Origin of the sequence: Cupriavidus basilensis (genome assembly GCF_029335485.1) — a bacterium.
Lineage (GTDB): Bacteria > Pseudomonadota > Gammaproteobacteria > Burkholderiales > Burkholderiaceae > Cupriavidus > Cupriavidus basilensis_E.
Genome location: NZ_JARJLM010000416.1, coordinates 1 through 18,139, shown reverse-complemented (window position 1 = coordinate 18,139; position 18,139 = coordinate 1). Strand labels below are relative to the sequence as shown.

Annotated in this window: 20 protein-coding genes and 2 pseudogenes; 14 read left to right on the top strand and 8 right to left on the bottom strand. The window is 66.3% G+C overall.

The annotated features are described in order from the left end of the window. Positions 1-308 precede the first annotated feature (308 nt). Positions 309-548, top strand: coding sequence for a hypothetical protein (locus P3W85_RS24655; RefSeq protein ID WP_017227746.1), 240 nt, complete (start codon positions 309-311; stop codon positions 546-548). A gap of 238 nt (positions 549-786) precedes the next feature. After that, the gene (locus P3W85_RS24650) at positions 787-1,665 is read left to right on the top strand and encodes a lipid A biosynthesis lauroyl acyltransferase (protein WP_276266698.1); all 879 of its coding nucleotides are present in this window, start codon (positions 787-789) and stop codon (positions 1,663-1,665) included. A 37-nt stretch (positions 1,666-1,702) separates the two neighbouring features. Here the strand turns inward: P3W85_RS24650 and P3W85_RS24645 are convergent, their stop codons facing one another. Further along, positions 1,703-1,900, bottom strand: coding sequence for a hypothetical protein (locus P3W85_RS24645; protein ID WP_017227744.1), 198 nt, complete (start codon positions 1,898-1,900; stop codon positions 1,703-1,705). Between the two features lie 176 nt (positions 1,901-2,076). Then, positions 2,077-2,637 (bottom strand): annotated as a pseudogene (locus tag P3W85_RS24640) (alpha/beta fold hydrolase); the annotation flags it as partial. A 167-nt stretch (positions 2,638-2,804) separates the two neighbouring features. Here P3W85_RS24640 and P3W85_RS24635 point away from each other — a divergent pair. Further along, positions 2,805-3,101 (top strand): hypothetical protein, encoded by a 297-nt coding sequence (locus P3W85_RS24635; RefSeq protein ID WP_017227742.1) that lies wholly within the window; start codon positions 2,805-2,807, stop codon positions 3,099-3,101. 260 nt (positions 3,102-3,361) lie between these two features. On the opposite strand, the gene sodB is transcribed toward P3W85_RS24635, so the two are convergent. Next, positions 3,362-3,943, bottom strand: coding sequence for a superoxide dismutase [Fe] (gene sodB / locus P3W85_RS24630; RefSeq protein WP_017227741.1), 582 nt, complete (start codon positions 3,941-3,943; stop codon positions 3,362-3,364). 153 nt (positions 3,944-4,096) lie between these two features. Next, positions 4,097-5,482: an exodeoxyribonuclease VII large subunit gene (xseA, locus tag P3W85_RS24625; protein WP_276266697.1), complete on the bottom strand. Its 1,386-nt coding sequence runs from the start codon at positions 5,480-5,482 to the stop codon at positions 4,097-4,099. On the opposite strand from xseA, the gene P3W85_RS24620 reads away from it, so the two are divergent. The 8 genes from P3W85_RS24620 to P3W85_RS24585 all read left to right on the top strand — a co-directional run bounded on the left by P3W85_RS24620 (position 5,397) and on the right by P3W85_RS24585 (position 11,882). Beyond that, on the top strand, positions 5,397-5,792 hold the full coding sequence (locus P3W85_RS24620; RefSeq protein ID WP_276266727.1) for a hypothetical protein: 396 nt from the start codon (positions 5,397-5,399) through the stop codon (positions 5,790-5,792). The two genes, xseA and P3W85_RS24620, sit on opposite strands and share 86 nt — an antisense overlap. Before the next feature lie 746 nt (positions 5,793-6,538). Beyond that, positions 6,539-7,159, top strand: coding sequence for a MotA/TolQ/ExbB proton channel family protein (locus P3W85_RS24615; protein ID WP_017224055.1), 621 nt, complete (start codon positions 6,539-6,541; stop codon positions 7,157-7,159). 6 nt (positions 7,160-7,165) lie between these two features. After that, positions 7,166-7,594 carry an ExbD/TolR family protein gene (locus P3W85_RS24610; protein ID WP_017224054.1) on the top strand — a complete coding sequence of 143 codons (429 nt, stop codon included), beginning with the start codon at positions 7,166-7,168 and terminating at the stop codon, positions 7,592-7,594. Between the two features lie 188 nt (positions 7,595-7,782). Further along, positions 7,783-8,892: a tetraacyldisaccharide 4'-kinase gene (lpxK, locus tag P3W85_RS24605; protein WP_276266696.1), complete on the top strand. Its 1,110-nt coding sequence runs from the start codon at positions 7,783-7,785 to the stop codon at positions 8,890-8,892. Next, positions 8,873-9,061: a Trm112 family protein gene (locus P3W85_RS24600; protein WP_276266695.1), complete on the top strand. Its 189-nt coding sequence runs from the start codon at positions 8,873-8,875 to the stop codon at positions 9,059-9,061. The genes lpxK and P3W85_RS24600 overlap by 20 nt, the downstream gene beginning before the upstream one ends. 12 nt (positions 9,062-9,073) lie before the next feature. Further along, positions 9,074-9,883: a 3-deoxy-manno-octulosonate cytidylyltransferase gene (gene kdsB, locus P3W85_RS24595; RefSeq protein WP_276266694.1), complete on the top strand. Its 810-nt coding sequence runs from the start codon at positions 9,074-9,076 to the stop codon at positions 9,881-9,883. A 358-nt stretch (positions 9,884-10,241) separates the two neighbouring features. Beyond that, positions 10,242-10,907 carry an adenylate kinase gene (gene adk, locus P3W85_RS24590; RefSeq protein WP_017231383.1) on the top strand — a complete coding sequence of 222 codons (666 nt, stop codon included), beginning with the start codon at positions 10,242-10,244 and terminating at the stop codon, positions 10,905-10,907. 216 nt (positions 10,908-11,123) lie between these two features. After that, complete coding sequence (locus tag P3W85_RS24585; protein WP_276266693.1) at positions 11,124-11,882, top strand: 3-hydroxyacyl-CoA dehydrogenase; 759 nt, start codon at positions 11,124-11,126, stop codon at positions 11,880-11,882. A 31-nt stretch (positions 11,883-11,913) separates the two neighbouring features. Here P3W85_RS24585 and P3W85_RS24580 read toward each other — a convergent pair whose 3' ends face one another. Beyond that, positions 11,914-12,756: a helix-turn-helix transcriptional regulator gene (locus tag P3W85_RS24580; protein ID WP_276266692.1), complete on the bottom strand. Its 843-nt coding sequence runs from the start codon at positions 12,754-12,756 to the stop codon at positions 11,914-11,916. Between the two features lie 193 nt (positions 12,757-12,949). Here P3W85_RS24580 and P3W85_RS24575 point away from each other — a divergent pair, with 193 nt between their 5' ends. Continuing rightward, a complete protein-coding gene (locus tag P3W85_RS24575) occupies positions 12,950-13,708 on the top strand; it encodes a class I SAM-dependent methyltransferase (protein WP_276266691.1) in 759 nt (252 codons plus the stop codon). Positions 13,709-13,721: 13 nt separating this feature from the next. On the opposite strand, the gene P3W85_RS24570 is transcribed toward P3W85_RS24575, so the two are convergent. Beyond that, on the bottom strand, positions 13,722-14,627 hold the full coding sequence (locus P3W85_RS24570; RefSeq protein WP_276266690.1) for a LysR family transcriptional regulator: 906 nt from the start codon (positions 14,625-14,627) through the stop codon (positions 13,722-13,724). Positions 14,628-14,722: 95 nt separating this feature from the next. Here P3W85_RS24570 and P3W85_RS24565 point away from each other — a divergent pair, with 95 nt between their 5' ends. Beyond that, on the top strand, positions 14,723-15,751 hold the full coding sequence (locus tag P3W85_RS24565; RefSeq protein ID WP_276266689.1) for a bile acid:sodium symporter family protein: 1,029 nt from the start codon (positions 14,723-14,725) through the stop codon (positions 15,749-15,751). A 65-nt stretch (positions 15,752-15,816) separates the two neighbouring features. Here the strand turns inward: P3W85_RS24565 and P3W85_RS24560 are convergent, their stop codons facing one another. Together P3W85_RS24560 and tsaE are read right to left on the bottom strand one after the other, a co-directional pair. Further along, the gene (locus P3W85_RS24560; RefSeq protein WP_276266688.1) at positions 15,817-17,307 is read right to left on the bottom strand and encodes an N-acetylmuramoyl-L-alanine amidase; all 1,491 of its coding nucleotides are present in this window, start codon (positions 17,305-17,307) and stop codon (positions 15,817-15,819) included. Next, positions 17,301-17,813, bottom strand: a complete 513-nt coding sequence (gene tsaE, locus P3W85_RS24555) for a tRNA (adenosine(37)-N6)-threonylcarbamoyltransferase complex ATPase subunit type 1 TsaE (RefSeq protein ID WP_276266687.1) — start codon at positions 17,811-17,813, stop codon at positions 17,301-17,303. The genes P3W85_RS24560 and tsaE overlap by 7 nt, the downstream gene beginning before the upstream one ends. Before the next feature lie 16 nt (positions 17,814-17,829). Here tsaE and P3W85_RS24550 point away from each other — a divergent pair. Beyond that, positions 17,830-18,139: pseudogene (locus P3W85_RS24550) on the top strand (tRNA epoxyqueuosine(34) reductase QueG); the annotation flags it as partial.

Here is an 18,139-nt window from a genome sequence, read left to right as displayed (position 1 = left end):
CATGGAGCCAATTAAGTCGCCGCTTGGAGGGGACGACCCATAACATCTGAGTAACCGCTTGAAAGATCCTGCATTGATGGTTATACAGGTCAGGAGATGGCATGTCAACGCGCGGGCAAAAAAAGTGCGTGATACATGGCGGGCGGCTCCCTTTGCCGACAGGCTCCGGCGCGCCGGGCGCCTTGTCCGCCGCAATCGCCGCGGCGCACGCATGGCTCGGCGCCGCCATGCGTGCGATACCGGCGATACTGCGGTTTGCTGCAACATGAACGTGCTACAGTCACCCACCTCCCGCCGCCGGATTCCGCATGTCGCCTTGCCCAGCCTGCCTCGCCATCGAAACCAACCGGAGTGGTGCGCCAGGCCATACCTTGCTCAGGATCACCGATACGCAGCGGATCAAGGTGCCGCGCCAGCCCGCCATGACCGTCAGCACCTTCGTCTGCCAGGACTGCGGCACTGGCTGGATTTACCGGGACGAGAAAAACACCGATACGCAGGGCTGGCAACCCGCCCCGCAAACTGCGCTGGCCGCGGATCCGCAATGATGTCGGTTCCTGCCGCCGTTCCCACTCCCGCATGAACGCGGCGCAGTAGCGCCACTCCCAGCAAGCCAGCCGATGCGCGCGCGCCAGCCAGCGCGCGCACGGGATTGTCCCGCGATCCACGCCACCATCGCCATCGGCTGCCGCACCTCGTCCATGAGACCGCGCCGCACGCACTTTCGCCGGCGCACATGGTGACGGTGATGCGAAGCGCCCAGGCAGCAACTCTTTCAGGAACCGGATGATGCAGCGCATCGGTCTACTCTTCACCACCAGCCTGCTGCGCTTGCTCGCTGCCCTGCCGTACAGCCTGTGCGCACGCGTCGGCATGGGCATGGGCGCCCTGCTCTATCGCATCCCCAGCAAGCGCCGCCGCATCGTGCAGACCAATCTGCGGCTGTGCTTTCCCGAGAAGAGCGAAGCGCACAGGCATGCGTTGGGCGAAGCGCACTTCAGCCATGTCATACGTAGCTATCTGGAGCGCGGCGTGCAATGGTTCGGCGACGCCGGCAAGCTGAACCGGCTGGTGGAACTGGATAGCGCCATCGAACTCGGCAAGGCCGATGCCGGCCCCACCATTTTCCTGGGATTCCACTTCGTGGCGATCGAAGCCGGCTGCATGTTCTATTCGATCAGGCATCCGGTGGCTTCGCTTTACTCAAAGATGTCGAACCCCTTGCTCGAACAACTCGCCAGGCAACAACGCGGCAGGTTCGGCACCGAGATGATCGCCCGCAACGGCAGCGTGCGGCAGGCGCTGCGCGCGCTCAAGGCTGGCACGCCGCTGATGCTTGCCGCCGACATGGACTTTGGCTTGCGCGATTCCGTGTTCGTCCCGTTCTTCAACGTGCAGGCCTGCACGCTGACCTCGGTGTCGCGCCTGGCCGCGCTCAGCGGTGCGCGCGTGGTGCCGTTCACCACCTCGGTCCTGCCAGGCTACCGCGGCTACAAGCTGAAGATTTTCGACGCGCTGGCGGGCTATCCCTCCGGCGACGAGAAGGCCGACGCGCTGCGCATGAACGCGTTCCTGGAAACGCAGGTCCGTGCGATGCCAGAGCAATACTACTGGGTGCATCGCCGCTTCAAGCATCGCCCCGAGGGCGAGGCACCCGTTTATTGAGTGAGTGCATTGAGGCGAGACGCCGCCCGCGCGGCGCTCAGTCCTCGTAGTTGCCATCCAGCCCCACGCGGTAGAGCGTGGCGCCCACCTTCTCCAGCAGCGCACGCGCCGCGTCGGAAAACGTCTCGCTGGCAAGCAGCGCGGCCAGGCCGGCCACGGCGTCGTCCACCGACAGTTCGACGGTCTCGTCGGTGGCAATGCGCTCGAAGGTGCTGATCACTACGGTCGGATCCATCAAGATTCCCCTGCAAAAAAGTCGGTTTATGCGGCCAGGCCTCATGCCTGGCACGGCAAGCAGCGCGAATGGTAGCACCAGCGCCTTGCCTGCCGGGGAATGGCGAAGCGTGCCCGGAGCATGGCCGGCGCCGGCAAGCCCTGGCCCCGGCTGTCCTCCAACGCCGCCGGCGGCTGTCAGCGGCCCGCCGGCAATGCTGCCAGGCCGTCCAGCAATGCCTTGTGAAAAGCCTGCGGATCCTGGATCTGGGGAGCATGCCCAAGCTCGGGAAACTCGACCAGCTTCGCGTCAGGCAGCGTCTTCGCGGTCAGCTTCCCCAGCACGGCATAGTTGCCGACCCTGGCACGCACCTCGGGCGGCGCGGCATCCTTGGCGATCGCCGTGGTGTCCTTGTCGCCGATCAGCAGCAAGGTCGGCGTCTTCAGCGCGCCCAGCTCATACACCACGGGCTGCGTAAAGATCATGTCGTAGATCAGCGCCGAGTTCCATGCGACCTGCGGCTTGCCCGGGCCCCGGTTCAGCCCGGCCAGCATCTGCACCCAGCGCTCGTACTCGGGGCGCCAGGTGCCGACATAATAGGTTGCCCGCTCGTAGCTGCGAATCTTGTCGGCGCTGCTAGCCAGTACCAGCGCGAGCTGCGCCGTCTGCTGCGGGTACATCAGCGCATAGCGCATCGCCAGCATGCCGCCCGTCGAGTGGCCGATCACCGTGGCCTGGCCGACGCCGATGGACTCGAGCTGCCGGGACGGCCGCCCGAGCCCCATGGAAAATATCCGAAAGTCATAAGCCTAATAACGAAAGTATTGTTTTTGCGGCGCACAAGCCAGCCCTGCAAACCTATACTCAATCCAGTCTTTTACTGGCCCGGGGGAACCAATAACCACCTGAATAAAGGAGGTGGAAAATGCTGAAGAAAATTGCACTGCTCGCGATGACAGGGGCCGCACTCGGCGCAGCAGTGGCTTATGCCGGCAACGGCACGCGGGATGTTTACTCGGATGGCGCCAACACGCTGGCGCCGCGCGATGTCTATACCGATGGAGGGAAAGCAACGAAGTTCGATGTCTACACCGACGGCGCGAAATCATCGAAGTTCGACGTCTTTACCGATGGCGCCAAGTCATCGAAGTTTGACGTCTTCACGGATGGTGCACGGGTCACGGACCGGCGCGATGCGTTCACCGATGGCGGGCATCTCTAAGGAAGCAATGGGCAGTTGACAGGATGGACAAGCGGGAGAGGCATCCAGCCCTCATCCGGCTTCACCGAAGTCGTCAGCACCGGGCGACGCCCATCCGGGACGGAAAGCCTTGGTGCAGCTACGCAAACCCAAGCGATCCAGCACAAAAAACAAAAAGGGCCTCAAGGCCCTTTTTGTTTTAAAGCTTTTCTATCTGGAAAGACCGGCCGTTTCAAACTTTAATGTTTGTTCGAGCCCTGATTCTCCCCGGCAGCGCGAATTCAGGCTGCGAAGTTCTTGCCGGCGAAGTCCCAGTTCACCACATTCCAGAATGCCTCGACATACTTCGGACGGGCATTGCGGTAGTCGATGTAGTAGGCATGTTCCCACACGTCGCAGGTCAGCAGCGGCTTGGCGTCGGTGGTCAGCGGGGTGGCGGCGTTGGAGGTCGAGACCAGGTCCAGCGAACCATCGGCCTTCTTCACCAGCCAGGCCCAGCCCGAACCGAAGGTGCCGACAGCGGTCTTGGTGAACTCTTCCTTGAACTTGTCGAAGGAGCCCCACTTGGCGTTGATGGCATCAGCCAGTGCGCCGGTCGGCTGGCCACCGCCGTTGGGCTTCAGCGAATCCCAGTAGAAAGTGTGGTTCCACACCTGCGCGGCGTTGTTGAAGATGCCGCCGGAGGACTTCTTGACGATCTCTTCGAGCGTCGAGTTTTCGAACTCGGTGCCCTTGATCAGGTTGTTCAGGTTGGTGACGTAGGTCTGGTGATGCTTGTCATGATGGAACTCCAGGGTCTCCTTGGAGATGTGCGGAGCGAGCGCATCGTGAGCGTAGGGCAGCGGGGGGAGAGTATGTTCCATTGTTCTGTCTCTGTCTGTGGGGTTGAAGATCAGGAATTGTCGATTGTAGGGGACTTGCCAGACCCGTGCAAACGCGGGAAATAAAGCCCCCTCGATCATATTAGTTTGATCGATATGCGAGCGCTGCGGGCAACCCGCCGGCGCCAGCAGCGCTTACAGCTCCGCCAGCCGCGGCTGCACGCTGGCAATGCCGGCGTCGGCCACGCCCTCGGCCAGGTGGACCTCGATCACCGACCCCACGCGCAGTTCGGCCGGCGAGCGCAGGGCGCGTCCGCGCTGGTCCAGCAGCACGGCGTAGCCCCGCTCCAGGGTGCGCTGCGGCGCCAGCAGTTCGAGGGATCCGGCGGCACGCTGCCAGCGCTGGCTGGCACGCTCGTGCTGGCGCTGCGTGGCGTCGCGCAGGCGCAGCGCAGTGCGGCGCAGCTCGGCCTGGGCCAGCGCCAGGTCGGGGCGTCCGGCCGCCCAGCGCATTGCCAGCACCTGCTGCCGGTGACGCTGGGCGGCCACGGTATCGCGCAGCGCGGAACGCAGGTGCCGCATCTGGTTGTCGACCTGCAGGCGGCGCTCCTGCAACTGCGCCTGCGGGCTGCGCAGCCGGCGGGCCAGCCAGTCGACGTTCTGCGCGTACCGGTCGAGCTGGCGCTGCATGCACTGGGCCAGCGCGTCGCGCGCGCGGCCCGCCTGCAGCAGCATATGCGCCCGGTCCGGGCTGACCAGTTCGGCCGCGCCGGTAGGCGTGGGCGCACGCACGTCGGCGACGAAATCGGCGATGGTGAAGTCGGTCTCATGGCCGACCCCGGATACCACGGGTACGGCGCAGCGCGCGATCGCCTGCGCCACGCTCTCCTCGTTGAACGACCACAGGTCCTCGATGCTGCCACCGCCGCGGCACAGGATCAGCACATCGCACTCGTTGCGCTCGCTGGCGGTATCGATCATCGCGGCGATCCTGGCCGCGGCGCCTGCGCCTTGGACGGGTACCGGGTAAACCACCACCGGCACGTGCGGCGCACGCCGGCGCAAGGTGCTGAGCACATCACGCAAAGCCGCGGCCTGCAGGGAAGTGACCACGCCGATGGCGCGCGCATGGGCGGGCACCGGACGCTTGCGCTCGGGCGCGAACAGGCCGGCCTGGGCCAGCTTCTCCTTCAGGCGCAGGAAGGCCTCGTACAGGTTCCCCAGGCCAGCGCGGCGCATGGCCTCCACGCCCAGTTGCAGTTCGCCGCGCGCTTCGTACATCGACACCAGCGCCCGGACCTCGACCGCCTCGCCCTCGCGCGGCGCGAAGTCGACATGCTGGTTGCGGCCGCGGAACATCACGCAGCGGATCTGGGCGCGCGCATCCTTCAGGGAGAAATACCAGTGACCGCTGGCGGCACGGGTGAAATTGGAGATCTCGCCACGGACCCAGGTCAGCGGGAAGCTGCGTTCCAGCACCTGGGAAATGGCGTGATTGAGTTCGCCCACCGGGATCGCCTCGCGCGTTCCGGATGGCGCCACAGACTGGGATTCACGCGAAAAATTCAGCGGTTCTGACATGGAGCACGGCCGCGCAAGCGGCGTGAAATGGACATGTCCACAGCATAACCCGTCTGTCAAGCCTCTTGGCCCCGACGGGCCGGTCAACCCGCAATGCCGCATGAATGAATACAAGCCTTTGATTCTTATGCCCTTTCCGCTGTCTTATTTTTTAGGCAATGTAAGCAAACCCCTTATGCGTCAACGACTTACCGGACGCGCCCCCGGCTTGTTCACAAAGTTATCCACAGGAACTCTGGACAACCTGGGGCGGAACGCCCAACCTGTGGATGACTTCGCCGCGCCACCGAGCGACAGTGCAAAAGGCTGAGAAAAGAGAGGTGAACGCCTCCCCGGTCACCTCCGGGTTCAACCCGGCCGGGCGGCGGCCGCAAACCGCGGGCAAACGGGCGAAATGCGTTCCCTGCCCGCTTTTTAAGCAGGGGGAATCCATCGTTGTCCAATCAATGACTTAGCTCTCTTCTCAGCCAGTTGTCCACAACCCGTCCACAAGACTGTCCCGGCGGAATGTGGAAAGCGGGAGACATTGCTGGAATTCATCGCCCACGCGGCCCGGAAAGCGCTTGCAAGGCCCATCTGGCCCATTCTGCACATTATTTGAGCAGAGCCAATATCACCATTACAAATCAACGACTTAGCACGCATTCCAGAGGCCTGTCCACAACCACTCCACAGCACTGTCCTGTTTTAATGTGGACATCACGGGGGCCGGAATCTACCGGTTTGCGCCCGAGCGGAAGCTGTCCGCATCACTCCCGGACTGCCCATTTTTTAAGCGCAATGAAAATTACCATTCAAAATCAATGACTTGATCCCTTTGCCAGGCGTCTGTCCACACTTCATCCACAGCACTGTCCCTGTTCCATGTGGACATCCCGCCAGATCGGGGCAAAAAGGCGTGGCCGGGTACCGATGCGCGGCGGACACACCTGGGGCTTGCGTCTTGCCGCGCCCGGTGCTGCGGGTTAGAGTGGCGCCTGATTTTTTCAAACATGGCCAGCGCGCGCACGGCCGCCGCTGCTGGCATGCAGACAAGCCGTCGAATCGGGGTTTCACGTGTTTTCCATCATTCAAGCGGCCGGCTGGCCGATCTGGCCCTTGTTGCTGGCCTCGGTCATCGCCCTGGCGCTGATCGTCGAACGCTTCACGAGCCTAAAGCGCAGCAAGGTGCTGCCGCCCAAGCTCTATGACGAAGCCCTGTCGGTGGCGCAGCAGCGCCGTGCCACGCCGGAGGTGGTCAATACGCTGGAGCAGAATTCCCCGCTGGGCCGCGTGCTGGCCGCCAGCCTGCGCCATGTGGCGCTGCAGCCGCAGACCTCGCGCGATGCCGCCAAGGAAGTGGTGGAAGAAGCCGGCCGCGCCGTGGCGCACGAGCTCGAACGCTACCTGAACGCCCTCGGCACGATCGCCTCGGTGGCGCCGCTGATGGGGCTCCTGGGCACCGTGATCGGCATGATCGAGATCTTCGGCAGCCAGGGCGGCGCAGGCGCTAACCCGGAACAGCTGGCCCACGGCATTTCCGTGGCGCTCTATAACACTGCCTTCGGCCTGATCATCGCGATTCCGGCACTGATCTTCTGGCGTTACTTCCGCCGCCGCGTGGACGATTACGTGGCGGAGCTGGAATTCCGCGCCACTGCCTTCCTGGACGCCATCCTGCCGCAGCGCCGCGCCTGACCCGCCATGCAATTCCGATCCCGCCAGCGGCGTGAAGAACCGGAGATCAACCTCATCCCGTTGATCGACGTCCTGCTCGTGATCCTGATCTTCCTGATGATCACGACCACGTATTCGCGCTATACCGAGCTGCAGATCCAGTTGCCGACCGCCGACGCCGAGAAGGCGCAGCAACGCCCGGGCGAGATCGTGGTGTCGGTGTCCGCCAAGGGGGTTTACTCGGTCAACAAGCAGGTCATGGAGCAGCAGGACGTGACCAGCCTGGCCGTGCGGCTGCGCGAGGTGGCCGGCCACGCCGGCAGCCAACCGCCGGTGCTGATCGTGAACGCCGATGCACAGGCCACGCACCAGTCCGTGATCAATGTGATGGAAGCCGCCCGCCTGGCCGGGCTGCCGCGCCTGACCTTCGCCACGCAAAGCGCGCAGGCTCGCTGAGCGGGGCGCGACCCATCCACGCGCTATCCTTGCACGGCTCGCCGCGACTTGCAGCGGGCGCCGCAAGATGCCCATAATGAACGGATGGCAGGCCGTCGGTGCCCCGCCGCGCGGCCGTCACGCTATCTCCGGCTCGCCCCCAGCCATTCCCAACGCAACCTTACCGCCCAGCCCAGCCAACCTCGCCCATGCCCGCTCCCCGTCATGCCCTCGCCGACTTCGTGACCGCCCAGTGGCAGCGCCGCGGCTGGTTCGCCTGGCTGCTGCTGCCCCTGTCGTGGGTATTCGGCCTGGTCAGCGGCTGGCGGCGCCTGGCGTACCAGCGTGGCTGGTACCGCTCGACACGCTTGCCCATGCCGGTGGTGGTGGTCGGCAATGTGACCGTGGGTGGCACCGGCAAGACCCCGGCGGTGATCGCGCTGGCCCATGCCCTGGCCGAGGCCGGCCTGCGCCCGGGCGTGGTCTCGCGTGGCTATGGCGTCAAGCTCAAGCATCCGCGCCGGGTCAAGCCCACCTCCAAGGCCAGCGATGTCGGCGACGAACCGCTGCTGATCGCACGCGCGGCCGACGTGCCGGTCTGGGTCTTTCCCGACCGCGCGCTGTGCGCCCAGACCATGCTGGTATCGCACCCGGGCGTCAATGTGCTGCTGCTCGACGATGGCTTGCAGCACTACCGGCTGCAACGCGACTTCGAGATCGTGATGTTCGATTCGCGCATGGGAGGCAATGGCTTCCTGCTGCCGGCGGGTCCGCTGCGCGAACCGCTCTCGCGCCGGCGCGACGCGACGCTGATCAATGACCCGGACTTCCGCGCCAACCCGGGCCAGCCCGATGTGTATGGCATGCGCCTGGTACTGGACGAGGCCTGGCAACTGGCCGACCCGACCATGGCAAAGCCCGTATCCGCCTTCGCCGGGCAGCGCGTGCTGGCCGCCGCCGGCATCGGCAACCCCGAGCGCTTCTTCGCCAGCCTGCGCGCGGTGGGACTCGCGCCCGACACCATGCCGCTACCGGACCATTACGACTTCGCCGAAGACCCCTTCGCCGGCGATCCCGTGGCGCGCGCCGCCGACGCCATCCTGATCACCGAGAAGGATGCCGTAAAATGCGAGCGCCTCAGTGACCCGCTGGACCCGCGGATCTGGGTCGTCCCCACCACGCCCGTGATCGACGCGGGCCTGATCGAAAAAATTCGCCGCGCGGTCGCCGCGCATGCCCGATCCGCGCCCGGCGCGGCGGGCGCCGCGGCCGCCGCCGGCCACATCAAGGAAACGCAAGATGGACAACCGGCTGCTTGAAATCCTGGTCTGCCCGCTGTGCAAGGGCAAGCTGGAACACGACCGCGCCGCCCAGGAACTGATCTGCCATACCGACAAGCTGGCCTATCCGATCCGCGACGGCATTCCCATCATGCTCGCCGATGAAGCGCGCCAGACCGTGGCGGGCCGGCTGATCACGCCGGAATAAGCGGTACGCATCATGTCGCTGCCCGCCTTTACCGTCGTCATCCCCGCGCGCCTGGCCTCGACCCGGCTGCCCAACAAGCCGCTGGCCGATATCGGCGGCAAACCCATGATCGTGCGCGTTGCCGAGCGGGCCCACGCCTCGTCCGCGCAGCGCACGGTGGTCGCCACCGATGCGCCGGAAGTGGCGTCGGCCTGCGCGGCACATGGCATCGAGGCCGTGCTCACGCGCGCCGACCATCCCTCCGGCACCGACCGCCTGGCCGAGGTGGCCACGCTGCTGGCCTTGCCCGACGATGCCATCGTCGTCAATGTGCAGGGCGACGAGCCGTTGATCGAGCCAGGCCTGATCGACGAGGTAGCGCTGCACCTGGCGCGCCATGCCGACTGCGCCATTGCCACCGCCGCCCATCCGATCGGCGATATCGCCGAGGTGTTCAACCCCAATGTGGTGAAGGTGGTGTGCGACGCCGCCGGGCGCGCACTGTATTTCTCCCGCGCGCCGATCCCCTGGGCGCGCGACGCCTGGGCCGGCGTGCCCGCCGCCGCGGCCGCCACCGCCCAGGTCGCATTGCCGCCCATGCCGGTGTTGCGCCACATCGGCTTGTACGCCTACCGCGCCGCCTTCCTGCGCCGTTTCCCGACGCTGGCGGCTGCCCCGCTGGAGCAGACCGAGGCGCTGGAGCAATTGCGCGCGATGTGGCATGGCGAGCGGATCGGCGTGCTGGAGACGGCCGCCGCTCCCGCGCCGGGCGTCGATACGCAAGCGGACCTGGATCGGGTACGCGCGTTGTGGGCGCAGGCCATGGCGCAGGAAGGGCCCTGACATCACCCCGGCACGGCTGTGCCGGGTAGCGCTTCCGGCACAGGCAGGGACATAAGTCATGACAGATGTCAGCGCAGCGGCAAGCCGAAATCGCGCTGCATCATGGCATAATGCTCGACGATACAGAGCCGTCGGACGCCCGGGCGCCCGGCCAAGGCTCGGTGGGGAGATGAAAAGTGAGCCCGTTCGGTACCCGCCCGCCGCCAGCGGCAGTGGCTTAAGCGTGCCGACCGTCAACAGACCAGACTCCGATCCGGGGCGCGCCGTCACTACGGCGCGGTAAGCCTCGCGTCAAGTTTCGGCGTTACCCTCCTTCCATTCTCCCTCCATACCAGATTCAAAACTCTGAGGACCCGTAATGCGTTTGATCCTGTTGGGCGCACCTGGCGCCGGCAAAGGCACGCAAGCCAAGTTCATCTGCGAGAAGTTCGGCATCCCGCAAATCTCCACCGGCGACATGCTGCGCGCAGCGGTCAAGGCAGGCACGCCGCTCGGCGTGGCCGCCAAGAAGGTGATGGACGCGGGCGGGCTGGTGTCGGACGACATCATCATCGGCCTGGTCAAGGACCGCCTCAAAGACGCCGACTGCAAGAATGGCTACCTGTTCGACGGCTTCCCGCGCACCATTCCGCAGGCCGAGGCCATGAAGGAAGCCGGCGTGGCGATCGACTACGTACTGGAGATCGACGTGCCGTTCGACGCCATCATCGAACGCATGAGCGGCCGCCGCGTGCATGTGGCATCGGGCCGTACCTATCACGTCAAGTACAACCCGCCGAAGACCGAAGGCCTGGACGACGAAACCGGCGAAACGCTGATCCAGCGCGACGACGACAAGGAAGAAACCGTCAAGAAACGCCTGGATGTGTATTCCCAGCAGACCCGTCCGCTGGTGGACTACTACTCCGGTTGGGCCGCGGAAGGCGACGCCTCGGCCAAGGTTGCGCCGCCGCAGTACCGCAAGATCGCGGGCGTTGGCAGCGTGGACGATATCACCGCGCGCGTCTTCGACGCACTGAAGTAAGCCGCGCGAGCCGCAGGGCTTGCAGCACACAAAAAAGCGACCTGCGGGTCGCTTTTTGTTTTCCGGCACCGGAGAATTTTGCAGCCGCGCGGATTGACGTTTACGTAAACGTTATGCCAACATCCCGTTCACGACAGCGGCGGCAGCAATGGCGGCAATAGCGGTAGCTGCGGCGGCAACAACGCAAGAACCACAAACGCAAGCGAGGAAGACAACATGGAAATCCGCGACAACGTATTCATCGTCACCGGTGGCGCATCCGGGCTCGGCGAGGGCAGTGCCCGCATGCTGGCCGCAGCCGGCGGCAAGGTGGTGATCGCCGATCTCAACGAGACCGCTGGCCATGCGCTGGCCGAGGAACTGGGCGGGCGCTTCGTCCGCTGCGACGTCAGCGCCGAGGCGGACGGCCAGGCAGTCGTGGCCGCCGCCACCGCGCTGGGCCGCCTGGCCGGACTGGTGAACTGCGCGGGCATCGCCACCGCCAGCAAGACCGTCGGCAAGAATGGCCCGCACCCGCTCGACGCCTTCGACAAGACCATCCGTGTCAACCTGATCGGCACCTTCAACATGATCCGGCTCGCCGCCGCGGCCATGGTGCAGAACGCACCCGATGCCGAGGGCGAGCGCGGCGTGATCATCAATACGGCCTCGGTGGCGGCCTTCGACGGCCAGATCGGGCAGGCGGCCTACGCGGCGTCCAAGGGCGGCGTGGTTGCCATGACCCTGGCCATCGCCCGCGACCTGGCGCGCGACGGCGTGCGCTGCATGACGATCGCGCCGGGCATTTTCGAAACTCCGATGCTGCTGGGCATGCCGCAAGAGGTGCAGGACGCACTTGGCAAGATGGTGCCGTTCCCGTCGCGCCTTGGCCGGCCCGCCGAGTACGCGAAGATGGTCGCCGCCATCATCGGCAACACCATGCTCAACGGCGAGGTGATCCGCCTCGACGGCGCCATCCGCATGCAGCCGAAGTAGGCCCCCCTGACGCGCTCCCGCCGGCCAGTCCTCAGGCCGGCATCAGCATCACCAGCGTCAGTCCCGGCGCGGCAGCCGGTACCAGCGTGAGCTGCTCGAAATGCAGCAGCCCGTGCAGCGGATGGCGAAAGCCGCGGCGGCCACCCTGCCGCTCCTCCACATCCTGCGAGAGCCAGTCGGCGCGAAACGCCGGGCTCTCGGCAAGCAGGCCCTCCACCAGCGCCCGCGTCGGCGGGTCTTCGGCATGGCGGATACTGTGGGCGCGGAATTCCGCCACCAGGCGTGCCGCCCGGTGCGGCCAGTCTTCCACCAGCGCCTGCAACGGCTGCGACAGGAACATGCTGCGCAGCAGGTTGCGCTCGCCGCTGGCGGGATCCAGCCAGCCCACGAACAGCCCGGCGGCAGCCGCATTCCATGCCAGCGCGTTCCACTGCCGGTCCAGCAGGTAGGCCGGGCCTTTGATGGCCTCCACGCTGGCCATGACCGTGGCAGGTACGTGTCCGTCCTGCGCCTGCATGGGGTCGCGCCGGCCCGCCAGCTCGAAGAGGTAGGCCCGTTCGGCGCGCGACAGCCGCAGGGCGCCAGCGAGGCTGGCCAGCGCGCGCGCCGACAGCGCCACCGGCCTGCCCTGCTCCAGCCACGTGACCCAGGTAGCGCTGAGACCAGCCAGTTGCGCCAGTTCCTCGCGCCGCAAACCCGGCGTGCGGCGCCGGCGCCCCGGCGCCAGTCCGACTTCGGCCGGCGCCAGGCGCTCGCGGTGCGCGCGCAGGAAACGGCCGAGCACGGCTTCGCGCGCCAGCTCGCGCGGGTTAGCGGTGCCGGGCGACGCAAGCGGCGAAGCGGGTGGTTCGGATGGAAGGGCGTGGTCGCGCATGAGGGCAGGCGGGTGTCGAAACTAGTGCGTTTTATACCAGGATAAATCCCTGACTTGTACCGGGAAAACAGCCTGCTACAGTACGTCGAACCCGTCCCGCGGGCAAGTCCCCGGGCCCCGCAGGTGGTCCCGCGAACCCTACTATTTCATTCACTAGAATTCACCAGCGGCCTCTCGCCGCCAGGAGAGCCTCATGCAACAGCAAGAACTCGTTGCCGCCCAGTTCGGCGCCACTGCCAGCGCCTACCTCACCAGCGCCGTCCATGCCCAGGGCGCCGACCTGCAGCAGCTTGCGCAGGAATTGGCCGCCCTGCCCGTGGCACGGGTGCTCGACCTCGGTTGCGGCGCCGGCCATGCCAGCTTTGCCGCGGCGGGCGTTGCGGCCGAAGTGACGGCTTACGATCTGTCGGCGGAAATGCTGTCGGTGGTGGAGACGGCGGCGCGCGCCAAGGGTCTGGTCAATATCCGCACCCGCCAGGGTGCGGCGGAATCGCTGCCCTTCGACGATGCCAGCTTCGATGCCGTGATCTCGCGCATGAGCGCCCACCACTGGCGTAACGTGCCGGCGGCGCTGGGGGAGACGCACCGTGTGCTCAAGCCGGGCGGCAAGATCGTGCTGATCGATATCGCGGGCGCGCAGGACCCGCTGCTCGACACCTGGCTGCAATCGGTGGAACTGCTGCGCGACCCTTCCCATATCCGTGATTACACCGGACCGGAATGGCAAGCCATGCTGGAGACGGCGGGTTTCAGCGCGAGCGTCTCGCCGGTCTGGCGCATCGAAATCGAATTTGCCAGCTGGGTCCAGCGCATGCGAACACCGGCAGTGGCGGTGGCCGCCATCCAGCACCTGTGGCAGGTGGCGCCGGCCGAAGTACGCGACCACTACCTGGTCAAGGACGACGGCAGCTTTGCGCTGGAAGCACTGATGCTGACGGCAACGCGCACCTGAGCCCGGCGGCGGCTTATGGCATGGCCGGCTCGGCCGGCAGCGGCAAGCCCCGCACCATCTGCCAGACTGCCGCAGCCGAAGGCGACAAGGAGCGGTCTTCCCGGCACACCATGACGATGCGGCGCTCTTCGCGCGGTATCAACGGCCGCCAGACCAGCGGCGACGCCGCCGGGAGCGGCAGCGAAAACGAAGGCAGCACCGAGGCGCCGATGCCGGCCTCGACCATGCCGAACACACTGGCCGAATGCCCCAGCGACTGCACCACGCTGGGCGACACGCCGTGACTAGCGAAGATGCGATCGATCAGCGGCCGGCTGCCGGAGGCAAGATCCAGCAACACTAGCGGCATCCCATCCAGCGCGGACCAGGGCACCGGGCCGGCGCCGGCCAAAGGGTGATCCCGCCGGCACACAAAACAAAAAGGATCGGTGGCCAGCGGCACGATGGTCAGGCCCTCGTGCGCCAGCGGGTCGATCAGCACGCCGAAATCCACCGCCCCGGCGCGGATCTGCTCCAGCCCGTCCGCCTGCACGTTGTCGCGCACGGTGAGCCGGATGTCCGGATACTGACGCGCGCAGGCGGCAACATAGAGCGGCATCAGGCGCGCGGAAATCGTGGGGGCGCTGGCGATCACCACGCGCCCGCGATAGCGTTCGCCGAGCTGCCGCGTTTCCTCCAGCGTGTCGTCCAGCTGGCCGAGCAGGCGCTCGATCGCCGGCGCCAGCGCCTGGCCCGCTTCGGTCACCACCACTTCCCGCGTGGTGCGGTCGAGCAGACGTACGCCAAGTGCTTCTTCAAGCTCTGCCACGCCCCGGCTGACCGCGGGCTGCGTCAGGCCAACGGCATCCGCCGCGCGGCTGAAGCTGCCATGCCCGACCACGGCCAGGAAAACACGCAACTGGCGCAGGGTGTAATTCATGCGTTTAGGAAATGAATGGATGCGATAAATGAATTTGCATTCTAGGCTTCGGTGCAGTCCAATACTAGGCAAAATCCGCATCCAGGCTCGCCCTCATGTCCGCCATCCTCTCACCGTTCAAGAAAATCTACGACCTGATCGACGGGTTCGTATTGATCATGCTCACCGCCATCGGCATCGCGCTGCTGGCGCCCGAAATCGGCGCCGGCGACGGGCCGCTGCACCTGGGCATGGTCACCAACCTGGGCGTAGCGCTGGTCTTCTTCCTGCACGGCGCCGCGCTGTCGCGCGACAAGCTGGTGGCCGGCGCGCGCCACTGGCGCCTGCATACCTTCGTCCAGAGCTTCACCTATATCGTCTTCCCGGTGGTCGGGCTGGCGCTGATGTTCGGCCTGCGCAAGGTCCTGCCGGCCGAACTCCTGCTGGGCGTGTTCTACCTGTGCGCCCTGCCCTCGACGGTGTCCTCATCGGTGGCGATGACCTCGATGGCGCGGGGCAATGTGCCCGGCGCCATCTTCAACGCCACCATCTCCGGCCTGATCGGCATGGCGGTGACGCCGCTGCTGATCGGCCTGGTCATCAGCGCCAGCGGCGCTTCGATGCCGCTGGGCAAGGCCCTGACCGGCGTTGCGCTGCAACTGCTGCTGCCGTTCGCGCTGGGCCAGCTGGCCCGCCCGCTGATCGGCAGCTGGCTGGCCGGGAAGAAGCAGATCACCAACAAGATCGACCGCGGCGTGATCGTGCTGATCGTTTATTCCTCTTTCTGCGATGCGACCGCGGCCGGGCTGTGGCACAAGTACAGCTGGGAGACCATCGGCGCCGTGATGGTACTGGCGGCCGTGCTGCTGCTGGTGATCCTGGCCACCACCACCTTCGCCGCGCGCCGCATGGGCTTCTCGGTGGAAGACGAGATCACCGCGGTGTTCTGCGGCTCCAAGAAGAGCCTGGCCAATGGCATCCCGATGGCCAAGATCCTGTTCGCCGGCCATCCGGCGCTGGGCCTGCTGGTGCTGCCGCTGATGGTCTACCACCAGTTGCAGCTGATCGTGTGCTCGGTGATCGCCTCGCGCTACGCCAGCCGCGACGCGCTGCCCGGCGGCGCCACGGCACGCGCACAAGCGTGATGCCGCGCTAGCGCAGCATGAAAACGGCCGGCAAAATGCCGGCCGTTCTGTTTTCCCCGCGCCGCCTACACCGACGGATTCTTCGACAGCGGCGGATTGCGCGCGAAGTAGTTCCTGATGCCGCGCAGGATGGCGTTGGCCAGCTGGTCCTGGTGGGATTCGTCGTTGAGCTTGCGCTCCTCTTCCGGATTGCTGATGAACGCGGTCTCGACCAGGATGGACGGAATATCCGGCGCCTTCAGCACGGCGAAGCCGGCCTGTTCCACGCTGCCCTTGTGCAGCCGGTTGACGCCGCCGATCTCCGCCAGCACCGCCTTGCCCACCTGCAGGCTGTCGTTGATCTGCGCGGTGGTGGAGAGGTCCAGCAGTACGCGCGCCACCTGCGCATCCTTGTTGCCCATATTGGCGCCGCCGATCAGGTCGGAAGCGTTTTCCTTGTTGGCCATCCAGCGCGCCGCGCTGCTCGATGCGCCGCGCTCGGACAGCGCGAAGACCGAAGCGCCCTTGGCTTCCGGCGACAGGAAGGCATCGGCGTGGATCGACACGAACAGGTCCGCCTGCACGCGGCGTGCCTTCTGCACGCGCACATTGAGCGGCACGAAGAAATCCGCGTCGCGCGTCATCATGGCCCGCATATTGGGCTGGGCATCGATCTTGGCGCGCAGCCGCTGCGCGATCTGCAGCACCACGTCTTTCTCGCGCGAGCCGGCCGCGCCGGTGGCGCCGGGATCCTCGCCGCCATGGCCGGGATCGATCGCCACGGTCAGCAGGCGGCGCATCTTGAAGGGACGGTCCGACGGCGGATTGTTGGCCGGCAGGGCCGGCGGCGGATTGTTCTGCGCCAGGGGCGGCGTGGCCGAAGGCGCCGGCGGCCTGGGCCGGGTGGCGGCCATCGGCGGCAAGGCCGGCACTGGATTGGGGCCCTTGTCTTCGAACTTGCGCACCAGCGCGCCGATGGCGTCTTCCTCGCCCGTGGCGGGCGCGCCGGACACGCCGTCGGCACCGGCCGGCGCCGGGGCAGCGGCAAAGCGGCGCTGCTTGTCCTCGGTATCGCGCACCAGCTTCCACAGCGGGTCGGGCGGGTTGACCGGGTAAAGGTCGAATACCAGGCGGTTGCGGTAGCTGCCGATCGGCGCCAGCGTGAACACCTGCGGCGAGACGTCTTCCTTCAGGTCGAACACCAGCCGCACCACGCGCGGGCGGTTCTGGCCCACGCGCACGGTCTGGATATAGGGGTCGTTCGAGGTGATCTTGGCCACCAGCTCGCGCAAGGTGGGCGAGAGGTCGAGGCCATCGATGTCCACCACCAGCCGGTCGGGGCCGTGGACCATCTGGTGGACGGCGGCCAGCGGCTCATCGGATTCGATGGTGACGCGGGTGTATTCCTCGGCGGGCCAGACCCGTACCGCGACGATGCCGGCGCCAAAGGCGATTTGCGGTCCCGCCAGCGTGAGCACCACGGTGCCGGCGCCGGCCTTGAGGCACTGCCCCAGCCATTTGCGGCGGGCCAGCTGGATTTGGTCGGGTCGGTCGGTGGCGAGTCGCTTGATCAGCATGCGCAAAGCAGGGTAAGTCCAGTCTGAGTATAGGCACGAAGCCTAACGATTCGGCGTTCAGCAGCATCGTCGGCGTCGCTTGTGTCCGATTGGAGCAACAGGTGAAGGTCCGGTTCCCCAAGCAGGTGCCCGGCTTTCTCCGGCCATTCGACCAGATTGAAAGCGGGCTCGGCAAAACAATCGCGGAAACCGGCATCGACCCACTCCTCCGGATCGGCGAAACGGTACAGGTCGAAGTGATAGGCGGTCAGCGGAGAACCGTCCGCGCGCGTGACCGAATAGGGCTCGCACAGCGTGTAGGTAGGGCTGCGCACCTTGCCGGCGTGGCCGAGCGCGCGCAGGATCGCGCGCGACAGCGTGGTCTTGCCGGCACCGAGGTCGCCCGAGAGCTGCAGGTGCACCGTCCGGGGCGGCAGGTTGCGCACGACGCCGGCCAGGGCGGCGCCAAGCCTGGCGGTGGCCGCTTCGTCGGGCAGGTTCAATGTGCGTTCTTCGAGCAGGGGCATTGCGTACAATTCGGGAATGATCGACCGAGCAGCCCAGGCGCCAACCGCCTCGCCCCCTCCTGCCTGCGGCGCCGCCCCGCAGGGTGCGCCTCGCCTTGACCCGCCCCTTGCACGTCCGGGCACGGATGCCGCCGGGCTGGCGGCACTGGCGCGCTCGATCCGGGCCTGGGGCGCGGAGCTAGGCTTCGACGCGGTCAGCATCGCCGAAGTCGATCTCAGCCGGGCAGAGGCAGGATTGATGGCGTGGCTGGCGCAGGGCTACCACGGCGACATGGATTATATGGCGAACCATGGCGTACGGCGTGCCCGCCCCGCCGAACTGGTGC

Excerpts from the sequence above, each read along its gene's own strand:
- P3W85_RS24655 (WP_017227746.1), top strand. The coding sequence starts at position 309 with ATGTCGCCTTGCCCAGCCTGCCTCGCCATCGAAACCAACCGGAGTGGT.
- P3W85_RS24650 (WP_276266698.1), top strand. The coding sequence starts at position 787 with ATGATGCAGCGCATCGGTCTACTCTTCACCACCAGCCTGCTGCGCTTG.
- P3W85_RS24645 (WP_017227744.1), bottom strand. The coding sequence starts at position 1,900 with ATGGATCCGACCGTAGTGATCAGCACCTTCGAGCGCATTGCCACCGAC.
- P3W85_RS24635 (WP_017227742.1), top strand. The coding sequence starts at position 2,805 with ATGCTGAAGAAAATTGCACTGCTCGCGATGACAGGGGCCGCACTCGGC.
- sodB (WP_017227741.1), bottom strand. The coding sequence starts at position 3,943 with ATGGAACATACTCTCCCCCCGCTGCCCTACGCTCACGATGCGCTCGCT.
- xseA (WP_276266697.1), bottom strand. The coding sequence starts at position 5,482 with ATGTCAGAACCGCTGAATTTTTCGCGTGAATCCCAGTCTGTGGCGCCA.
- P3W85_RS24610 (WP_017224054.1), top strand. The coding sequence starts at position 7,166 with ATGCAATTCCGATCCCGCCAGCGGCGTGAAGAACCGGAGATCAACCTC.
- lpxK (WP_276266696.1), top strand. The coding sequence starts at position 7,783 with ATGCCCGCTCCCCGTCATGCCCTCGCCGACTTCGTGACCGCCCAGTGG.
- P3W85_RS24600 (WP_276266695.1), top strand. The coding sequence starts at position 8,873 with ATGGACAACCGGCTGCTTGAAATCCTGGTCTGCCCGCTGTGCAAGGGC.
- kdsB (WP_276266694.1), top strand. The coding sequence starts at position 9,074 with ATGTCGCTGCCCGCCTTTACCGTCGTCATCCCCGCGCGCCTGGCCTCG.
- adk (WP_017231383.1), top strand. The coding sequence starts at position 10,242 with ATGCGTTTGATCCTGTTGGGCGCACCTGGCGCCGGCAAAGGCACGCAA.
- P3W85_RS24585 (WP_276266693.1), top strand. The coding sequence starts at position 11,124 with ATGGAAATCCGCGACAACGTATTCATCGTCACCGGTGGCGCATCCGGG.
- P3W85_RS24580 (WP_276266692.1), bottom strand. The coding sequence starts at position 12,756 with ATGCGCGACCACGCCCTTCCATCCGAACCACCCGCTTCGCCGCTTGCG.
- P3W85_RS24575 (WP_276266691.1), top strand. The coding sequence starts at position 12,950 with ATGCAACAGCAAGAACTCGTTGCCGCCCAGTTCGGCGCCACTGCCAGC.
- P3W85_RS24570 (WP_276266690.1), bottom strand. The coding sequence starts at position 14,627 with ATGAATTACACCCTGCGCCAGTTGCGTGTTTTCCTGGCCGTGGTCGGG.
- P3W85_RS24565 (WP_276266689.1), top strand. The coding sequence starts at position 14,723 with ATGTCCGCCATCCTCTCACCGTTCAAGAAAATCTACGACCTGATCGAC.
- P3W85_RS24560 (WP_276266688.1), bottom strand. The coding sequence starts at position 17,307 with ATGCTGATCAAGCGACTCGCCACCGACCGACCCGACCAAATCCAGCTG.
- tsaE (WP_276266687.1), bottom strand. The coding sequence starts at position 17,813 with ATGCCCCTGCTCGAAGAACGCACATTGAACCTGCCCGACGAAGCGGCC.